Source organism: Corynebacterium sp. CCM 9203, assembly GCF_041357675.1.
In the GTDB taxonomy this organism is placed as follows: Bacteria; Actinomycetota; Actinomycetes; order Mycobacteriales; family Mycobacteriaceae; genus Corynebacterium.
Genome location: NZ_JAUERY010000006.1, coordinates 1 through 18,830 on the forward strand (window position 1 = coordinate 1; position 18,830 = coordinate 18,830).

Genomic DNA, 18,830 nt, shown 5'->3' on the forward strand with positions numbered 1-18,830 from the left:
AGGAGCTGATGCCTGGCTCAGGTGGCGAGGTTGGGTCTTCAGGCGAAGTGGAACTGGGATCCTCGGTTTCCGGTGTTGGGCTGTTCCTGGCTTTGATTCCGTTCGTTCTGGCTGTGAGCCTGCTGGCGAAATCTCCGTCCAGTGAAGCTGAAACCCCGAAGCCGGAAGACGGACCTCGGACGGAGGTGACGACAACGGAAACTCCTCGGCCGTCAGAGACCGGAACTCCGGAACCCGGTAAGCCGGGTAAAGGGATCAGCAAGGAGTCTCCGGTTCCGGAAACTCATCCTTCCGGGACAATTTCGAACAGCGCAGGAACGGTCACGGCTGCGCCGTCGTCCAGCCAGCCGGATCAGCATGATGCCGCTGTTGTGGACAATGAAGGTAGGACACTGGCGGTGACTGGCGCGAATGTTCTGTGGACTTTGGTCATTGGTCTGATGCTGAGTGCACTGGGTGTTTTCCTGGTCACTATCCGGCGGCGGAGGAACTAGTTTCCTTTTGACCTGATCACGCTGTACCCCGCCTCTTCGGTATGAAGGGGCGGGGTACAGTTCTGTCTGGGCTGAGCCAGGATAGTTAATTGACCGGACCCGTTGCCTCGGGTCAAGGAAAATATGAGGGTTCTTCCGCAGTACAACTCTGTCGCCAGTTCTAGTGGCGAACTCTTCTCAGGGCGGCTGTGCGACCGTAAACAGGGACATCTTATCGTCGCCTGCGGTAGGTCTGTAAGGTGCCGGTATCGGGATCGGTAGGGGATGTCCTCACCAACGGACAGAGGGACGGAATGCTTTTACCGTATTCAGTGGGTGGACATTCCGGTCGACTGGTGCGAGAGGCCCAGTGTCTACTTAGCCGGGCGGGATTTAGCTGTATCGACGGTGATGTAGGATTGCCGCATTTTCGACCTTCTCAGGGTGATTCGCTCCACCACTCCGAGGATGAGCATGAAGACGATGAAGACTGCGTAGATCGCGGCGGTGGTGAGAATCGCCCGGGGCAGTCCGATCTCGGCGGCGTTCATGAAATCGTAGGGGTAATACCCGGCGGTGACCTGGCCACGCCAGAACGTCCAGGCGGTCCAGACTGCCGGGATGAACAGTGCGCCGAGAACCGTGTTCACTCGGACATCGGGCCGGTGGCGTTGGGAGAGGTGGAGTAGCCAGATCACCGGGAGAAGCACCGGCATGATGCCGTGGATGATGGGTGCCGTGAAGGCCTGGGTTCCGGTGTGCGGGGAGCCGTCGGCAATCAGGAGGTGGTACACCAGACCTGTCGCCATTAGCATGATCGTGGCATCGATGCGGAGTACCGCTCCGAACCATCCACCGTCTCGGCCGCGGGTGAACCACAAGGCGTAGGAAACACCGGCGGCAGCGCCCAACAGATTCGACCACAAGGTGAAGTACGAGTAGTAGGCCAGGAGTTTGTCTCCCGTCGACTCGAATGCCGGGAAATCGGTGAAGGGGGTTGTCGCGGCACCGTAGCCGCCGACGACGGCCGCGCTCACGCCGAGGAGGGCGGCGACGAACCCCAGGAATCGGATCACAGATGATGTCACTGGGATGACCTTACAACATGTATCGGCTCCGCGGCGTTGGAAGTCGAACCATGATGGGTTGGAGAAGTTTCTTCATGGCCGTGTTCGCTACCGGCGTACAGCCTGTGAATCGGCCTTCGAAAAGCATTTTACCTGCAGGGATGTATCCGAAGGGTGGGAAGTTGTGTCGCCTGGTGCCTGATATGCGCGGTGGTGCGGATTATCGGCCTTGGTGGGCGGGTTACAGTGGTGGCACTAACACCCAGCGATTCCAGGGGAGAGATATGTTCGAGAGGTTTACCGACCGCGCCCGCCGCGTCATCGTCCTGGCTCAGGAGGAGGCGCGGATGTTGAACCATAATTACATCGGCACCGAGCACATTCTTCTGGGTCTCATCCACGAGGGTGAGGGCGTCGCGGCGAAGGCACTCGAGTCCATGGGGATCTCGTTGGACGCCGTCCGTCAGGAGGTCGAGGAGATCATCGGTCACGGCACCCAGCCGCACACCGGTCACATTCCCTTCACCCCGCGCGCCAAGAAGGTTCTCGAGCTCTCGCTCCGCGAGGGATTGCAGATGGGTCACAAGTACATCGGCACCGAGTTTCTGCTCCTCGGCCTCATTCGTGAGGGAGAGGGGGTCGCCGCCCAGGTGCTCGTCAAACTCGGCGCCGACCTGCCCCGAGTCAGGCAGCAGGTCATCCAGTTGCTCTCGGGGTATGAGGGTGGACAGGGTGATTCCCCGGAGTCCGCCTCCGGGCCGGAAGCAGTCGGGGCGGGGTCGAATCCGTCCGGTCGTGCATCGGGGCCTGCCGGTGAGCGCTCCAATTCGCTGGTGCTCGACCAGTTCGGTCGTAACCTGACCATCGCGGCAAAGGAGGGCAAGCTCGATCCGGTCGTCGGCAGGGAGAAGGAGATCGAGAGGATCATGCAGGTCCTCTCCCGTAGGACGAAGAACAACCCTGTGCTCATCGGTGAACCCGGTGTGGGTAAAACAGCCGTCGTTGAGGGTCTTGCCCTGGATATCGTCAACGGCAAGGTTCCGGAGACCTTGAAGGACAAGCAGGTTTACTCACTCGATCTCGGTTCCCTCGTCGCGGGTTCCCGTTACCGCGGTGACTTTGAGGAGCGCCTGAAGAAGGTACTCAAGGAGATTAACCAGCGCGGCGACATCATCCTGTTCATTGATGAGATCCACACCCTCGTTGGTGCAGGTGCGGCGGAAGGCGCCATCGACGCGGCCAGCCTGCTCAAGCCGAAGCTGGCTCGAGGTGAACTTCAGACGATCGGTGCGACCACGCTTGATGAGTACCGGAAGCACATCGAGAAGGATGCCGCCCTTGAGCGCCGTTTCCAGCCAGTTCAGGTGCCTGAGCCGAGTGTCGAGATGACGATTGAGATTCTCAAGGGCTTGCGTGACCGCTACGAAGCACACCACAGAGTTTCCATCACGGATGGGGCGCTCTCCGCTGCGGCGAATCTTTCCGACCGCTACATCAACGACCGTTTCCTGCCGGACAAGGCCGTTGATCTCATCGATGAGGCAGGTGCCCGCATGCGTATCAAGCGGATGACTGCACCTGAGGGGCTGCGGGAGATCGACGAACGCATCAATGATGTCCGCCGGGAGAAGGAAGCGGCCATCGACGAGCAGGACTTCGAGAAGGCTGCGGGACTTCGCGACAAGGAGCGCAAGCTCGGCGAAGAGCGTGCGGAGAAAGAGAAGCAGTGGCGGTCCGGGGATCTGGAGGAGATCGCCGAGGTCGGCGAGGAGCAGATCGCCGAGGTACTGGGCAACTGGACGGGTATCCCCGTGTTCAAGCTCACCGAGGAGGAATCCTCCCGGCTGCTGCGCATGGAGGATGAACTGCACAAGCGGATCATCGGCCAGGATGACGCCGTCAAGTCGGTTTCCCGTGCGATCCGGCGTACCCGTGCTGGTCTGAAGGATCCGAAGCGTCCGAGCGGTTCGTTCATCTTCGCGGGTCCGTCCGGTGTTGGTAAGACCGAGCTGTCGAAGGCTCTGGCAAACTTCCTCTTCGGTGAGGATGACGCGCTCATCCAGATCGACATGGGTGAGTTTCATGATCGTTTCACCGCTTCCCGCCTGTTCGGTGCACCTCCCGGATATGTCGGATACGAGGAGGGCGGGCAGCTCACCGAGAAGGTACGCCGCAAGCCGTTCTCCGTGGTGCTCTTCGACGAAATTGAGAAGGCGCACAAGGAGATCTACAACACTCTGCTCCAGGTGCTGGAGGAAGGTCGTCTCACCGACGGTCAGGGACGTGTCGTCGACTTCAAGAACACGGTGCTCATCTTCACCTCGAACCTGGGTACCCAAGACATCTCCAAGGCTGTGGGGATGGGATTCTCCGGTAGTGGTGCGTTGGGGGTCGAAGGCCAGTATGAGCGGATGAAGCAGAAGGTCAACGACGAGCTGAAGAAGCACTTCCGCCCCGAGTTCCTCAACCGCATTGATGATGTGGTGGTGTTCCACCAGCTCACTGAGGAGCAGATCGTCGAGATGGTCGATCTCATCGCCGCCCGCGTCACCAAGGCATTGCACGCCAAGGACATGGATCTCGAACTCACCGATAAAGCGAAGCGCCTACTGGCCAAGCGCGGATTCGACCCGGTACTCGGTGCCCGTCCGCTGCGTCGCACCATCCAACGGGAGATCGAGGACACCCTGTCCGAGAAGATCCTCTTCGGAGAGCTCGGCGCTGGTGAGATCGTGACCGTCGACGTTGAGAACTGGGACGGGGAATCCAAGGGGACGGACGCCATCTTCACTTTCGTCCCGCGACCCAAGCCGCTTCCGGAAGACACCGACTTCAGTGAGATCAGTGTCGAAGCCGCCGAGGCGATCAAGGAAGTCGCGGATGCCGCTGACGGTGACGTACCCGAGAGCGACACTGCCCGGGAGATTGAGACGGAGAACGTCATCGAATCCGCCGAGCACGTCGAGAATCCCGACCATCCTGATCAGAGTAAGGGGCGGCACTCGGCCTCCGACGATGACGGTGGCGCGCAGGGTGGCGGACAGGCCCCTGCAGGTACCCTTTAAACATTGGAACAACATCGAAACCCCGACCAGAGTCCCACGGTCGGGGTTTCGGTGTTGTTCCGTGGTCGGAGCGCACCGGGCGGTAGGTCTGCACGATGAACTGCATCGGGATGACAGTACGGGGAAGACACTTCACCCGTTCCCACTGTGCTTTAGATCCTCTTCTAAGGAATAGGGTAAGGGGAGCGCTCTCGTACGACAGCAGTTCCGATCCGTAACCAGGTCTGCCAGATCGTAGAAGCAGGAAGTGGTGTGGACAGAGGTTCGGCCGTGTCCGGCGTATCTTTCTTATGGAGCGGAGATCAGCCACTATGAGGGTGAGATTACAGGAACGGGGGCGTGGCAGGGTCGTAGAATGAGGTGCAGGGTGCCCGAAATGCCGCAGATTCCGGTAGCGTACGGAAGTAGTCGGAAGTTTCCGGGCACCATTCCATCATCATTGCGTCGGATCCTCCATCGTGGGGCATCGTGCGATCTGTGAAACAGAGAGAAAGCGGGAGCATCAGTGGGGCTGAATTATCGTCGACGTACGTCACTCGGAAAGAAAACATGGCTCAATCTGTCAAAATCGGGCGCGTCCGTGTCGAGGCGTTTCGGTCCGTTGACGGTGAACTCGCGCGGTCGGATCTCACTTCGTCTTCCGGGCGGACTCAACTGGCGGGGACGTTGGCGCTGAGGTTCCGGCTACGGAAGAAAGAGTCGGGGAACACCTCGGCGAGGTGCGAGGAAGGTGAATGGTACTGATGGCTGATGGCCAGTCAGACGGAGAACTGCAACAACTGATCCGGATGCAGCAGCAGATGGGGCGGGAAGCCGATGCCGTTCTCCGGCTCGGCCTGATGATGACCGCCGCAGGTACCGCAGGTTACCGGGTGCAGCGTGCGATGAAGCGGGCGGCTCGTTCCCTCGGGTTCGACAGACTGGATGCGATCATCTCGGTGAACACCATCACCTGCACGTTTCATCGGGGTGAAATGTTTCGCACCGTCGTGGCGAATCATCATGAACCTGCAGTCGATGCTTCGCGGATTGAGGCGCTGGAGGACCTCACCCATCACATGCACCGCCGTTTCACCGTCGAGGAGCTCAACGATCACTTGACCGTCATCGAGCGGAATGTGGTCAAACGTTGGTCTCGGTTGCTTCTGGCTGTCGCTGCCGGGCTGGCGTGTGCGTCCTTCGCGATCCTGAACCGGTATCCGTTCAGCGAGGCCGCTGTCGTTGCGGTGTCCGCAGCCTGCGGACAATTTATCCGGGTGACGCTCGGCAAGAGGCACTTCAATCAACTGGGGACGGTCGCCGCAGCGGGGTCCGTCGCCTGTCTCGTGTACTGGTTGGTCGCAGTGATCCTGGAGATGACGGGGCGTGCTGACCCGACGTCCTTCACTGCGGGATACGTGGCCGCCGTGCTGTTTCTCATTCCCGGATTTCCACTGTTCTCCGCGCTGCTGGATCTCACTCGTTTCGACATCACCGCGGGGATCTCCCGGTTGACGTACGCATTGAGTGTCATTGTCACCGCCACAATCTCAGTGAGCATGATCAGCATGGTCACCGGACTCAACCCGCTACCTGCTTTTCCCGGCCCGCCGTCCGTGGGCTGGTGGGGTGCTGCCGCAGTCGCCAGTTTCACTGGCGTCGCGGGTTTCGCGATGTTGTTCAACTGTTCGCGACGGATGGCGCTGTTGGGTGCTGCGGTTGCGACGGTGGCGAACATGCTCCGTCTGGTTCTCGCCGCGCATGGTGCACCGCAGCATCTTGCCGCGTTCATCGCCGGAGTGCTCATTGGTCTCACTGCGGTTCTGATCCATCGGGCTGCCAGGATCCCACGAATCACCGTGACGGTCCCGGCGTCGGTCATCATGATTCCCGGCGTGGCCATGTACACCTCGATGTATGCGTTGAACACCGGGGACATGGATCTGGCGATCTCATCGGCGGCGTCCGCAGCGCTCGTCGTGGTCAGTATCGCGGCGGGCTTGGCGCTCGCTCGGATGCTCACTGACCGGGATTGGGCCTACGGGCGGAGTATCGATCTCAAGAAACAGCTCACGGACCCTACCGAGCACCCCGGAGCGGAAGCCCGATCCGACCGTCACCCCGGTCCTCAACGAGACCATCGGTGAGGAGGCTGAGTAGCGCCCGGGACCGTTGAGCGGCATCCGGCCATACGGCGTCGATCTCTGCGCGGGCAACCGGGCCGTGTGCACCCCGGAGAACGGCCATGATCTTGCCTCGGACCTGGCGGTCGGTACCAGCGAACTTCTGCACCCGCTTTTTCGCCGCTCCCAGTTCTTCCGGGGTGGGGTCCGGACGACCTGCCCGTTGCCAGGCGCAGTCGGTCCGTACGGGGCAGTCCGCACACTTCGGACGGGTTGCGGTGCAGACCAGTGCTCCGAGTTCCATCAGTGCGACGGAGAATCTGGGAGCCTGCTCCGGGTCGGAGGGCAACAGCTTCTCGATGTCGCTGAGATCCCGGCGGCGCGGTGGACCGGGGAGGAAACGGCCCTCCACGAGTCGCCGGTACACTCGCCGTACGTTGGTGTCCACGACCGGAACGCGGCACCCGTAGGCGAATGCCGCGACTGCGCGGGCTGTGTAATCGCCGATGCCGGGAAGGGCGAGAAGCTGATCGACATTGTTCGGCACCTGACCGTCGTGACGTTCGGTGATTGCGGCGGCGCATTCCTGTAGGCGGAGGGCACGCCGCGGATAACCGAGGCGTCCCCACGCGCGAAGTACTTCATCGGTACCGGCGGCGGCAAGAGCTGCGGGCGTGGGCCAGCGTTCCATCCACTCGCACCAGACCGGCTCGACCCTGCGGACGGGGGTCTGCTGACTCATCACCTCGGACAGCAGTATTCCCCAGGCATCCGTGGCGGGAGTCCGCCACACGATGTCACGCCGATTGGCTTCATACCAGCGCAGGAGAGGCAAGGTGATCACAGTGGGACGAGTCTATCGGGTTTCGGCAGTGAGCCGTATATCGAGGAAATGCCCCCACTTGGCGGTCCGACCGTGCACAATTGAGAGATGATGAACACCCTGCCACCGGATGAAAACCGGACCCCCCGCTATCCGTCGGCCGTTTGGGCCGCCCTGATCGAGGGGAACCGCCGTTTCATGAACTTCTCGGTGGAGCGACCCAACCAGGATGCTCTACGTCGCAGTCAGTTGACCCATGGACAGGAACCTCTCGCGGTTGTTCTCGCCTGTTCGGATTCGCGGGTACCTGTGGAACTCATCTTCGACCAGGGGCTGGGTGATGTCTTCGTCATCCGGACTGCAGGCGAGATCATTGATTTGGCGGTGCTGGGGTCCCTGGAATATGCGGTGGAGTCTCTCCATGTTCCACTCGTCGTCGTCCTCGGGCACGAGTCTTGCGGAGCTGTTGCTGCGACGATGGCGGCGCTTGACGGGCATGAGATACCAGGCGGATTTCAACGTGTTCTCATCGAGAAAGTCAGTCCTTCCATCCTCGACGCCCGGGCGGCCGGGCGTCGTACGATCGAGGAGTTCGAGGCACACCATGTCGCAGAGACCGTCGATCAGGTGTTGTCTCGTTCGCCCGAGATCAAGGCCCGGGTGTCCAAGGGGACATGTGGCATCGTCGGGGTCCGTTACCGGCTCTCAGACGGCATGGCGGAACCCGTGGTGACGATTGGTGTCCACGATGAGTGACAAAACATGACGGACACGCCGCGGAACTGACACAGCACCGGCGGCTGCACAGCATAGACTCGGTTCCGTGGACAACAGAAATGGTCGACTGCCCCGAGAGATCTACATTAGGCGCCGCGTGGCGGCGATCGTCGTGCTGCTCCTCATAGTTCTTCTGGTCGTGTGGCTCATCTCCGCGCTCACCGGCGGTGGAGATGAGCCACAACCGACGGCAACGGAGGGAACCGCCGGGTCCAGCTCAGTGGCACCAGGCACGACATCCGCGCAGACCTCAACGACCTCCACCACTGCCCCAGATGAGGAACGCGATTCCGGGAAACGCGATTCCGGGGACGCAGGTGTTCGCCCGACCACCGAGGCAGAGAGCCGTAAACCCTACGCGGAACCGGGGCAGCCCGCCCCCGGGCAGGGCACCGATGAGCCGAAGGCCACCTGTGACCTGAGTGATCTCATCGTTACCGCGACGTCGGATCAGGCCGCGTACGCACCGGACGTCCAACCCAGGTTTTACATGACGGTGAAGAACCCGACCGCTGCGGACTGCATGATCGACCTGGGCAAGGACGTTCTCCGCTTCGAGGTCTATGATCTGGCGACGAACCGGCGAGTGTGGTCGGATGTTGACTGTAATCCGGCCGTTGATGTCACCGAACGTAGGTTCCCAGCGGGGGAGGAACGCTATTATGAGGCGATCTGGTCGCGGACCAATTCCGCACCGGGTAGCTGTGGTGACCGGGTGCAGGTGCCCGTTGGCAGCTACTACCTGCACACTCTCGTCGGTGGTAATCACTCTGATGCGCATCCGTTCAATCTGAGGTGACACCACCCCTGTAGCGTTCCTTTTCAGCAGATAGCCGAAATCGCTTCCCCGATGGTGGACACCCCGATGATCCGTATACCCGGTACGGTGAGCTTCTCCCCGGCTGGGACGATCGCCGCGATGTAGCCGAGGCGTGCAGCTTCCTGGAGTCTGCGCCGCAGGTCAGGTACACGCCTGATCTCACCGGCGAGTCCCACTTCACCGAGCACCACCGTCTTCGGCGGTAGTGGTTGACCGTCCATGGCGGAAACCGTGGCCAGTGCGATCGCGAGGTCGGCTGCGGGTTCCCCAACCTTCATTCCCCCTACAGTTGCTATATACACCTCCCGGTCGAAGGACTGCCTTCCCGCCCGAGCCGCGAGAACCGCCAGCACCATGGGTACCCGGGTCGCGTCGAGGCCGGTGACCGCACGGCGTGGATTCTTGGACTGGGTGGGAACGAGCAGTGACTGCACTTCGGCGAGAATCGGACGCACCCCGTCCATTGCCACCGTCACCGCTGTCCCGTCGGGTGTTGAATCACGGTGCGAGAGAAACAGTCCTGACGGATCAGTGACTTCCCGGATCCCGTCCCCCGTCTGCTCGAAACAACCGACCTCGTCAGTGGCACCGAACCGGTTCTTGATGCCCCTCAGCATCCGTAATGAGGAGTGCCGATCCCCCTCGAAGAGCAGCACGGCATCAACGAGGTGTTCGAGCACCCGGGGCCCCGCCACGGAACCATCCTTGGTTACGTGTCCGACGAGGATCACCGGGATCCCCGTTGTCTTGGCGAGAGTAGTCAGCGCTGCGGTCGTGGCACGGGACTGGGCCACCCCGCCTGAGACTCCCTCGACCCCACTGATGTGCATCGTCTGCACAGAATCAACGATGAGGAGACTGGGTTTGAGCTGTTCCACATGTCCGAAAACGACGTCAAGGTCGGACTCCGCAGCGAGATACAGCGTCGGTTGCAGGGCTCCTGTGCGCTGTGCCCTCATTCGTACTTGACCAGCGGACTCCTCGGCGGTGATGTAGAGAGCTGTCCGGGTGTCTCCGGTGACGACCCGGTGTGCAGCGTTCCCGGGTACTGGTTGTGCCGCCCAGCGCGCGGCTACTTCCAGGAGGAGGGTAGATTTTCCGACGCCCGGCTCGCCTGCGAGCAACACCACGGACCCCGGGACGATCCCGTTGCCGAGGACCCGGTCGAGTTCACCGATGCCGGTAGGGACTGTCCGCGCGGATGCCGGATCGATGCGACTGATGGGGACAGCCGGTGAGGTGGGGGTTATGCCTGCGGAGATACCGCCCCCGACCGCAGCCGTCGCCGCGGTGTTCCCTCCGTCGGTGACGCGGGCCTCGGCGAGGGTACCCCAGCCGCCGCAATCAGGGCAGCGTCCCAGCCACTTGGGTGTGCTGTAACCGCACTCGGAACAGGTGTGCACGCTACGGGGTTTCTTGGCCATGGTGAATTACCCTAACCCGTCGGCCGGACACTTAGCGAAAACATGTTCGAGTCTTGGGATGGGGGTGGAAAGAGAAAAGAACCGGCACCTCCCGAGGTGCCGGTTCCGTCAGGTCGTGATTCAGTGTCCGCCGGAGTGACTATCGTGCGTGTCATCACCGTAGGTTGTGCGGTCGACGTCCGAGGGGGCGAGGTGCGGGGCGGAGACTGTCGCGGACACGTCGATCCGCTGACCGTTGTCGAAGGTGAACACCACGTCAGCGTTGCCGCCCGGGGGGAACCCCTGGTCGTCGAGTTCGGTGACCAGGTGGGAGATGCAGATGCCGTCGCCGGCCTCTGGGAGCCTCGACAGGTACTCCCGGGATCCCGCGACGAGGGAACAGTCCCGGCTGAGTTCGGTGTCTCCCTTCAGCGTCACTTTCTCTCCGTTGACGGAAGCGCCCTTCAGGGTATGCACCGTCATGTCGGTGTCCTGATTGACCAAGGTGAAGCGGAGGGCGGCTGTCGGTGTGCCGCTGACCTCGACGGTAACACCGCGAACCGCCAATTTACCGTCGGTGGTGTCCGCACGGGCCCCGTCGACCGCGGCGACCTGACTCGCAGTCTGGGAGATCTGGCCGGAGCTGCAGGCGCTCAAGGTCAGGGACGCCGCAACGGCGACGAGGAGCGCTGCCCCGCCTTTCACGGTCTTGGTGGTGATCACTTTCAGTGTCCTCCATCGGAAGGCTTTAGGGTGAGACAGTTGTTACCATCACTCTAGCGGCTGTTCAGGCTCTCCACGAAGTTCCGGGGACTGCCGTAGGGGGAGTGCGGGGGCAATCCTAAGATTGCGTGAAATGTCATTTCCATGTTCGCTCCGGGGAAGCTGGGGTGCTGTGTCGTGCGCATTCGGCGTCGGTGCAGGTCCGGGCCTTCGGGCGAAAAGAGCTGGTGGTGACCGTGATAGAATCAGCCCGCAACAGTGAAGTTTCACCGTGGCGCCGGTGGGCGCAGGAAGGTGCACCAAGTGGGCATGGATTTCAAGGTCGGCGACACCGTCGTCTATCCGCATCATGGCGCAGCTGTGATCGAGGCGATCGAGAGCCGGGAGATCGGCGGCGAGGTGCTTGACTACCTGGTCCTGCAGATCCACCAGTCGGATCTCACCGTCAAAGTTCCGACGAAGAACGCGGAACTCGTGGGTGTGCGCGACGTGGTCGGTGAAGAGGGGTTGCGGAAGGTCTTCGGGGTGCTGCGGGAGACGGATGTCGAGGAAGCGGGTAACTGGTCCCGCCGGTATAAGGCGAACCAGGAGCGTCTCGCTTCGGGTGATGTGAACAAGGTCGCCGAGGTCGTGCGTGACCTCTGGCGGCGGGACCAGGATCGTGGTCTTTCCGCGGGGGAGAAGCGGATGCTTGCCAAGGCCCGCCAGGTTCTGGTCGGGGAGCTAGCCCTCGCGGAGAGTGTCGACGACGTCAAGGCCGATGATATGCAGGCCCAGATGGATGCGACGATCGAGCGGCATAATGCCAGCGGAGTCACCGAGGAAGCCGAGTCGAAGAATGATGCCGGTGAGGTGCCGGACATCAACCTTGATGACATCGACCTCGACGACGACTCGGACGACTAGTCCGTTTCCGTACCGTGTCAGTTTCCGTGGACGAGCGCCGGGTCACTGCTTTGCTCGCTGCAGCCGGGAGAGGTTCCCGGCTGGGTGCGCCGGTGCCCAAGGCGTTCGTGTCCCTACGCGGCCGGACCCTCGTGGAACGTAGTGTCCGTGCGATGGCTACGTCGGGGGTCATTGACGAGGTGATCGTTTTGGTCAGTCCCGACATGTCGGAGTATGCCCGTACGATCCTTGACCGCGCCGGGCTTCTCGACGATTCTTCGTTTCCCGTTCGGCTCGTCCATGGTGGTGGGGAGCGCGCGGATTCCGTGTGGGCGGGATTGCAGGCGATTGATGCTCCAGACGGGGTGGTGGTCATCCATGATGCGGCACGCGCCCTCACCCCACCCGGTCTGATCGCACGGGTCGTGCAGCGGGTACGGCAGGGGGAGATCGCGGTGATCCCGGTGCTTCCAGTGACCGACACCATCAAGGTTGTCGACCGGGGACGTGTCGTCGATACTCCGCCCCGCGTGAATCTCCGGGCGGTACAGACCCCGCAGGGTTTCGACCTCGCAGCGCTACGCGCGGCTAATCTTGCCTACTTCAGTTCGGAGAACCCGGTTTTCACCCCAACCGATGATGCCTCGCTCATGGAATGGGCGGGGCACACCGTCACCTGCGTGAAAGGTGATCCGATGGCCTTGAAGGTGACCACTCCCCTGGACATGATCCTCGCCCGCCACATTACGGATGAGGTTGAACCCACGATTTTCGAGGTGCCCGGTGACTGACAGTCCCATCATTCCCCGTGTCGGTATCGGAACAGACGCCCATCAGATCGAGGCGGGTAAAGCCTGCTGGATCGCATGCCTGAACTTCGGGAAAACCGACGGCTGTGAGGGGCACTCCGACGGTGACGTGGTTGCCCATGCACTCGTCGATGCGTTGCTCTCCGCGGCGTCTCTCGGCGATCTCGGTTCTTTCATTGGCGTCGGCAGAGCTGAATATGACGGGGTGTCCGGTGCCCGCCTTCTGCGGGAGGCGCGCGAGTTCCTTGATGAGAACGGCTGGGCGATCGGTAACGTTGCAGTGCAGTTGATCGGCAATACACCGAAAATGGGGCCTCGCCGCGAAGAGGCGCAGAGCGTGATCGCGGAGATTCTCGGAGCTCCCGTCAACATCTCGGCCACCACGACTGATCACATGGGTTTCACGGGACGGGGTGAAGGGCGTGCCGCTGTCGCCACCGCTTTGGTTTATCCCGTGTCCGTCTGATCTCGCCGCAGTGACCGTCCCGGCACCCGGAATCAGGGGTGCTGCGGATAGGATGGGTGCGTGACTCTGCGAATCTACGACTCAGCGACCCGTACCCTCCGAGACTTCGTGCCCCTGCGCCCAGGGCATGCCTCGGTGTATCTGTGTGGTGCGACGGTCCAGTCGACTCCGCACATCGGGCACGTCCGTAGCGGGGTCGCGTTCGATATCCTTCGTAACTGGCTTGAGGCGAAGGGCCTGGATGTAGCGTTCGTCCGCAACGTCACCGACATTGACGACAAGATCATCACGAAGGCCGCGGAGGCCGCCCGGCCGTGGTGGGAGTGGGCGGCGACCCATGAGCGTGCCTTCACCTGGGCGTATGAGCAGCTCGGTGTGCGTCCGCCGTCCCTGGAGCCTCGTGCGACGGGTCATATCACGGAGATGATCGGCTACATGCAGCGGATTATCGACGCCGGGCACGGTTATGCGGCGGACGGTAACGTCTACTGCTCACCGGCAACCGTAGACGGCTACGGGAAGATCTCCGGACAACGCCTCGACGAACTCGACCAGGGCGAATCAGCGGGTACCGGGAAACGCGATCCACGTGATTTCACCATGTGGAAGGCCGCAAAACCCGGGGAACCGTCGTGGCCGACCCCGTGGGGTGACGGACGTCCCGGCTGGCATCTGGAATGCTCGGCGATGGCCACCAAATACCTCGGCGGGGAATTCGACATTCACGGTGGTGGCTTGGACCTGAAGTTCCCGCACCACGAGAACGAAGCCGCGCAAGCGACCGCCGCAGGTGACGGATTCGCCCGCTACTGGATGCACAACGGCTGGGTCACCATGGCCGGAGAGAAGATGAGCAAGTCCCTCGGCAACGTGCTCTCCGTCCCGCACGTCCTCACTCTCGTGCGCCCCGTTGAGCTCCGCTACTACCTCGGTAGCGCGCACTACCGTTCCATGCTCGAATATTCCGAGTCGACTCTCTCGGATGCGGCCACCGGATACCGTCGTATTGAGGCATTCCTGGACCGGGTTGGCCCTGTGGAACGCACCACATGGACGGACCGTTTTGCCGCAGCCATGGACGACGATCTCGGTGTTCCGGCGGCGCTGGCGGAGGTGCACAACGCGGTTCGCGCCGGAAACACCGCGCTTGCAGCGGGGGACCGGGATGAAGCGGTTCGCCTCGCAGGTCAGATCCGTGCGATGATGGCCATCCTTGGTGTCGATCCCCAGTCCGATACCTGGACCGCCTCCCGGACCGCGTCCGATGGCACTGATGATGCGGCGCGTGTGGCCCTGGACATCCTGATCCGGGCTGAACTGAATCGCCGCACCGCCGCTCGTGCGGCGAAGGACTGGACCACTGCTGATGAGGTGCGTGATCGCCTGACGGCGGCGGGCATTGAGATCACTGACACCGCCGACGGCCCACAGTGGTCGTTACGCGCCAACACCGACGACAAGTAAGGCCCCTGAAGTATCATGGCTGGAAATTCCAAACGCACCGGAGCGGTGCGCAAAACCGACAAGAAGACCGCACAGGCCGGATCAGGTGGCCAGCGCCGCCGTGGTCTGCGAGGCAAAGGTCCCACGCCGAAGGCGGAGGACCGTACCTACCACCCCGCGCACAAGCGGAAAAAGGAAGCGGAGCGGCGTGCACGTGGTCGCCACATCAAGGAAGAGACCACCGAGCTCGTCGTGGGGCGTAACCCAGTCGTCGAGTGTCTGCGAGCGAAAGCTCCGGCTAACGCGCTCTACGTCGCGCTCGGCACAGAGAGTGACGAGCGCCTGACGGAGGCCGTACAGCTCGCGGGGCACCGAGGTATCTCCATCATCGAGGTTCCGCGCGCGGATCTAGACAACATGACCGGTAACGGCATGCATCAGGGGATCGGTCTGCAGATGCCCCCGTTCCGTTATTCGGCGGTCGAAGATCTCATTGAACAGGTCAACGAGCGCGGTGAGCCCGGGCTTATCGTTTGTCTGGACAACGTCACCGATCCCCGTAACCTCGGTGCCGTCATCCGTTCTGTCGCGGCTTTCGGTGGTCATGGTGTGGTCATCCCGGAGCGTCGTTCGGCATCTGTCACTGCCGTTGCTTGGCGCACATCCGCGGGTACCGCGGCGCGTCTCCCGGTGGCGAAGGCCACCAACCTGACCCGTACCCTCAAGCAGTTCCAGAAAGCTGGATACGAGATTGTCGGGCTCGACGCCGGGGGGGATCATACCCTGGACACCTATGACGGAACAGGTCCCACGGTCGTCGTCGTCGGTAGTGAGGGCAAGGGAATCTCCCGCCTTGTCGGTGAAACCTGCGATGTCACTCTGTCGGTTCCCATGTCGGACTGGGTGGAATCACTCAATGCCTCCGTCGCGGCAGGGGTCGTACTGAGTGAGTTCGCTCGCCAGCGGCGGGCTCAGCTCAAGTAGATCCCCGGGGGTGGGGCGCCGCCCTTTCGTCCCCGCCGCAACCGGACCTCCACCGATGATTTCCTATACCGAGGGGCCGGTGCGGGGCGAAACACCAGTCATATGCTCCTCGATCACCTGCAGACCGTTCTGGGCGCGGCGTCGAAACGCGTCCTCATCCCGTTGCGCGGTGCGGCCCCGAAGGTATCCGATCAGGCGACACACCAGGTAGATGAAGAATGAGATAGCTGTGACGAAGACACTCACCGGTAGTCCCGGAGCCAGTGACAGCACGAACCCTCCGACCGCGGCGATTTCCGCGAACAAGGTGGACAACAGAACGGCCCGCACCGGGCTGGATGTCACCTGAACGGCGGCTGCCCCTGGCGTTATCAGTAACGCCATCACCAAAAGAGCGCCGACGATCTGTACGCCCTCCGCGGCAGACAGCCCCACGAGAACCGCGAACCCTACGGCGACGAGGTGCACGTTGACTCCTGCGGCCGCGGCCATCTGCGGATCTGCGGACGCGAAGAGGATCGGTCGCCAGAACACGAGTACTGCGACCGTGACGAGGGCCGTCACTCCGGCGAGCAGCCACACTGAACTCGACTGGACCCCCACAATCTGCCCCGTGAGCAGGGAAAAAGCGTTTGATGAGCGCCCCGGGTACAGATGGATGAATAGAACTGACAGGCCCATGCCGAAACTCAGTACGACACCGACCGCCGTGTCCTGTTGCCGCATACCGAGTAACGCGAGAACGATCGCCGCGACGATGGATCCCAGCACGGCACCGAATCCGACGTTCATGCTGAGCAGTAGTGCGGCTGATGCGCCCATGAGTGCGAGTTCGCTGGTGCCGTGTACGGCGAAGGACATCCGTCGCAGCACCACCAGTGGTGCCATCAGCCCGGAGAGCACGCCCAGGAGCCCGGCGGCGATCAGGGAATCTCGCACGAAACCCACGCCGAGCAGATATCTCGTGTCGTCTATGAACTGGGTGATGTCCATGGTGTGTCCTCGTTATCGGTGGTACGGATCAGATGACGATGAGTCGGCCGTCAACGTCGATGACGTCGACACGTGTGCCGTACAGCTCAGACAGTGTCTCGGAGCGCATCACCTCGTCGACGCCACCGAGCACATGTCCGTGCGGCCCGAGGTAGAGGACCCGGTCGACTACCCGGAGTACCGGGTTGATGGAATGGGTGACGAACACGACCGCCGTACCTGCCCCGCGACGTCTCCGGTCGATGAGGTCCACCGTCCGTCGTTGCACACCCATGTCCAGGGATAACAGGGGCTCGTCGCAGAGCAGTAACTCCGGGTCATTCGCCAGTGCCTGTGCCTGTCTCACGAGCTGCTGCTGCCCGCCCGACAGATTCCCCACCCGACGGTCGGCTATCCCGGTGGCGCCCACCTCCTTCAACAGTTCGCATACCATTCCGCGGCGTGCGCGTCGACGCCTGATTACGCCGTGTGCGGCGGACAGGTCAACCAGGTCACGGGCACGGAGAGGGAGGTCCGGTGAGAACATGCGCTGCTGGGGGATGAAACCGGTGCGCCCGGTGACCGTCACCGTGCCGTGGGTGAGTTTCCGGGTTCCGGTCACCGTGTGCAGGAGGGTTGATTTCCCCGCCCCATTGGGTCCGAGAACGGCCAGGAACTCGCCCCGTTCCACGGTCAGGTTCAGTTCCGAGAAGAGTGGGTCAACGGCTGCATCAGTGAAGGTCAGGACCATGGTGGCGGCTCATTTCGGATGGGCTGTCCGGAAAAGATCCCGGACAGCAGCGGAGCCTTCCCCGCGGGATGAGGCTCCGCCGGGAAGGCTGCGGTCGTGAATCGGTGCAGGTCAGGGGGTTAGTTCTTTTTGGCCTGCTGTGCTCCGCTGTTGAGACGTTCAACCGCGCCCCTGAAGAAGTCGAAGAAGTTCTCGTTCCGTGAAGGGGTCTCGAAAATTTCGACCACCGGGATTCCTCGGTCCTCAGCCTCGTCCCGCAGGCGTTCGGTGGCGTCTGTTGCGGTCTGCGGATTGAACACCAGAACGTCGATCTCACCGTTCTCCAGGGCTTCAGTGAAGGCGGCGTAGTCAGCGGCAGATGGCTCGGATTCCTTGAGTGTCGCCGTCCGGTACCCCTCCGGTGTGGCGTCCGTGGCAGGGGAGTTCTGCAGGATGTAGTCCGCGATGGGTTCGGTCTGGGCGACGCGAACGGCGGGCAGACTCTTCAGCTCATCGGTGATGGTCTTGAGGTTCGAGTTGAGCTTCGTGGTGTCGACCTTGGCATCCGAGCGGAGCGTGGAGACCCTCTCGGCGAGGTCGGCACCGACTTTGGACACGGCCTCTGGGTTGTACCAGATGTGTTCGTTCACGAGATCGTCGTGGTCATGTCCGTGGTCGTGGTCATGACTGTGTCCGTGGTCGTGATCGTCTCCGGTTTCGTGTCCGTGGTCGTGATCGTGCACCGTGAGGGGAAGGGCGTTGATGATGACCGATTCGTTCAGGCTCCGGTAGAGCCAGGAATCGTAACCTCCCCCACCGACGATGATGATGTCGGCATTCTTAGCCATTGCGATGTCGGATGCGGTTGGCTCGAAGGAGTGTGGATCGACGGAGTCCCCGACGATGATGGCATGGATGTCGGCGTCCTGATCTGAGACGACCATCTCCGCGACATCCGCCCAGATTTGTGTCGATGTGACGATGTTGAGCTTATCTCCGGAGTCGGGTGCGGCTGTGTCTGCCTGTTCAGCCTCCCGCTGGGAAATTGCTGGAGCTGGATCCTGATTTCCGGTGGTGCATCCCGCCGTGGTCAGGGCCATCCCGGTGGCAATGATGGTGGCGCCCGCGGTCCGAATCGGATGGAGTCGGACAGTGCGGAGTAAGGGGTGGAGGCTGCTTTTGATCATGAAAACCAGTTTCCGACAATTGATAACCTTTGTCAAGTTTATGAATGTATAAATGAAGGAGGTTCGGTGAGTTCCGCCCAGACTCAGAAGGAGTGGGAATG

Annotated in this window: 18 protein-coding genes; 11 read left to right on the forward strand and 7 right to left on the reverse strand. The window is 62.0% G+C overall.

Annotated features, from left to right (window positions below; all coding sequences use genetic code 11):
* Positions 1-494: LPXTG cell wall anchor domain-containing protein (locus QWU44_RS11060; protein WP_370915739.1), on the forward strand; the 494-nt coding region annotated here is incomplete at its 5' end.
* Between the two features lie 353 nt (positions 495-847).
* Here QWU44_RS11060 and QWU44_RS11065 read toward each other — a convergent pair.
* The gene (locus tag QWU44_RS11065) at positions 848-1,561 is read right to left on the reverse strand and encodes a Pr6Pr family membrane protein (protein WP_370915740.1); all 714 of its coding nucleotides are present in this window, start codon (positions 1,559-1,561) and stop codon (positions 848-850) included.
* Positions 1,562-1,824: 263 nt separating this feature from the next.
* On the opposite strand from QWU44_RS11065, the gene QWU44_RS11070 reads away from it, so the two are divergent.
* The 3 genes from QWU44_RS11070 to QWU44_RS11080 all read left to right on the forward strand — a co-directional run bounded on the left by QWU44_RS11070 (position 1,825) and on the right by QWU44_RS11080 (position 6,731).
* Positions 1,825-4,605, forward strand: coding sequence for an ATP-dependent Clp protease ATP-binding subunit (locus tag QWU44_RS11070; RefSeq protein WP_370915741.1), 2,781 nt, complete (start codon positions 1,825-1,827; stop codon positions 4,603-4,605).
* Positions 4,606-5,110: 505 nt separating this feature from the next.
* Complete coding sequence (locus QWU44_RS11075) at positions 5,111-5,281, forward strand: DUF4236 domain-containing protein (protein ID WP_370915742.1); 171 nt, start codon at positions 5,111-5,113, stop codon at positions 5,279-5,281.
* A gap of 67 nt (positions 5,282-5,348) precedes the next feature.
* Positions 5,349-6,731 (forward strand): threonine/serine exporter ThrE family protein, encoded by a 1,383-nt coding sequence (locus QWU44_RS11080; RefSeq protein WP_370915743.1) that lies wholly within the window; start codon positions 5,349-5,351, stop codon positions 6,729-6,731.
* Here the strand turns inward: QWU44_RS11080 and QWU44_RS11085 are convergent.
* Complete coding sequence (locus QWU44_RS11085) at positions 6,664-7,551, reverse strand: A/G-specific adenine glycosylase (protein WP_370915744.1); 888 nt, start codon at positions 7,549-7,551, stop codon at positions 6,664-6,666. The genes QWU44_RS11080 and QWU44_RS11085 overlap by 68 nt on opposite strands.
* An 87-nt stretch (positions 7,552-7,638) precedes the next feature.
* On the opposite strand from QWU44_RS11085, the gene QWU44_RS11090 reads away from it, so the two are divergent.
* A complete protein-coding gene (locus tag QWU44_RS11090) occupies positions 7,639-8,286 on the forward strand; it encodes a carbonic anhydrase (protein WP_370915745.1) in 648 nt (215 codons plus the stop codon).
* Between the two features lie 67 nt (positions 8,287-8,353).
* Positions 8,354-9,106 (forward strand): hypothetical protein, encoded by a 753-nt coding sequence (locus QWU44_RS11095; protein ID WP_370915746.1) that lies wholly within the window; start codon positions 8,354-8,356, stop codon positions 9,104-9,106.
* Between the two features lie 23 nt (positions 9,107-9,129).
* On the opposite strand, the gene radA is transcribed toward QWU44_RS11095, so the two are convergent.
* Both radA and QWU44_RS11105 read right to left on the reverse strand, forming a co-directional pair.
* Positions 9,130-10,551, reverse strand: a complete 1,422-nt coding sequence (radA, locus tag QWU44_RS11100) for a DNA repair protein RadA (RefSeq protein ID WP_370915747.1) — start codon at positions 10,549-10,551, stop codon at positions 9,130-9,132.
* A 120-nt stretch (positions 10,552-10,671) separates the two neighbouring features.
* Positions 10,672-11,253 carry a hypothetical protein gene (locus tag QWU44_RS11105; protein ID WP_370915748.1) on the reverse strand — a complete coding sequence of 194 codons (582 nt, stop codon included), beginning with the start codon at positions 11,251-11,253 and terminating at the stop codon, positions 10,672-10,674.
* 309 nt (positions 11,254-11,562) lie between these two features.
* On the opposite strand from QWU44_RS11105, the gene QWU44_RS11110 reads away from it, so the two are divergent.
* The 5 genes from QWU44_RS11110 to rlmB are packed head-to-tail and all read left to right on the forward strand — an operon-like array spanning position 11,563 to position 15,840.
* A complete protein-coding gene (locus QWU44_RS11110) occupies positions 11,563-12,159 on the forward strand; it encodes a CarD family transcriptional regulator (RefSeq protein ID WP_370915749.1) in 597 nt (198 codons plus the stop codon).
* Between the two features lie 26 nt (positions 12,160-12,185).
* Complete coding sequence (gene ispD, locus QWU44_RS11115) at positions 12,186-12,929, forward strand: 2-C-methyl-D-erythritol 4-phosphate cytidylyltransferase (RefSeq protein WP_370915808.1); 744 nt, start codon at positions 12,186-12,188, stop codon at positions 12,927-12,929.
* A complete protein-coding gene (gene ispF / locus QWU44_RS11120) occupies positions 12,922-13,413 on the forward strand; it encodes a 2-C-methyl-D-erythritol 2,4-cyclodiphosphate synthase (protein WP_370915750.1) in 492 nt (163 codons plus the stop codon). Before ispD ends, ispF begins: the two co-directional genes overlap by 8 nt.
* Positions 13,414-13,473: 60 nt before the next feature.
* Complete coding sequence (cysS, locus tag QWU44_RS11125; RefSeq protein WP_370915751.1) at positions 13,474-14,877, forward strand: cysteine--tRNA ligase; 1,404 nt, start codon at positions 13,474-13,476, stop codon at positions 14,875-14,877.
* A 15-nt stretch (positions 14,878-14,892) separates the two neighbouring features.
* Positions 14,893-15,840 (forward strand): 23S rRNA (guanosine(2251)-2'-O)-methyltransferase RlmB, encoded by a 948-nt coding sequence (gene rlmB / locus QWU44_RS11130; protein WP_370915752.1) that lies wholly within the window; start codon positions 14,893-14,895, stop codon positions 15,838-15,840.
* Between the two features lie 63 nt (positions 15,841-15,903).
* On the opposite strand, the gene QWU44_RS11135 is transcribed toward rlmB, so the two are convergent.
* From QWU44_RS11135 to QWU44_RS11145, 3 genes are all read right to left on the reverse strand, one after another.
* Entirely contained in the window at positions 15,904-16,833 is a 930-nt protein-coding gene (locus QWU44_RS11135; RefSeq protein WP_370915753.1) for a metal ABC transporter permease, read from the reverse strand.
* Positions 16,834-16,861: 28 nt separating this feature from the next.
* Positions 16,862-17,563: a metal ABC transporter ATP-binding protein gene (locus tag QWU44_RS11140; RefSeq protein ID WP_370915754.1), complete on the reverse strand. Its 702-nt coding sequence runs from the start codon at positions 17,561-17,563 to the stop codon at positions 16,862-16,864.
* Positions 17,564-17,682: 119 nt separating this feature from the next.
* On the reverse strand, positions 17,683-18,729 hold the full coding sequence (locus tag QWU44_RS11145) for a metal ABC transporter solute-binding protein, Zn/Mn family (protein ID WP_370915755.1): 1,047 nt from the start codon (positions 18,727-18,729) through the stop codon (positions 17,683-17,685).
* Positions 18,730-18,830: the final 101 nt, after the last annotated feature.

Coding starts and splice junctions, on each gene's coding strand:
- QWU44_RS11080 (WP_370915743.1), top strand. CDS start 5,349: ATGGCTGATGGCCAGTCAGACGGAGAACTGCAACAACTGATCCGGATG.
- QWU44_RS11140 (WP_370915754.1), bottom strand. CDS start 17,563: ATGGTCCTGACCTTCACTGATGCAGCCGTTGACCCACTCTTCTCGGAA.
- QWU44_RS11070 (WP_370915741.1), top strand. CDS start 1,825: ATGTTCGAGAGGTTTACCGACCGCGCCCGCCGCGTCATCGTCCTGGCT.
- QWU44_RS11110 (WP_370915749.1), top strand. CDS start 11,563: ATGGATTTCAAGGTCGGCGACACCGTCGTCTATCCGCATCATGGCGCA.
- rlmB (WP_370915752.1), top strand. CDS start 14,893: ATGGCTGGAAATTCCAAACGCACCGGAGCGGTGCGCAAAACCGACAAG.
- radA (WP_370915747.1), bottom strand. CDS start 10,551: ATGGCCAAGAAACCCCGTAGCGTGCACACCTGTTCCGAGTGCGGTTAC.
- QWU44_RS11145 (WP_370915755.1), bottom strand. CDS start 18,729: ATGATCAAAAGCAGCCTCCACCCCTTACTCCGCACTGTCCGACTCCAT.
- QWU44_RS11135 (WP_370915753.1), bottom strand. CDS start 16,833: ATGGACATCACCCAGTTCATAGACGACACGAGATATCTGCTCGGCGTG.
- QWU44_RS11090 (WP_370915745.1), top strand. CDS start 7,639: ATGATGAACACCCTGCCACCGGATGAAAACCGGACCCCCCGCTATCCG.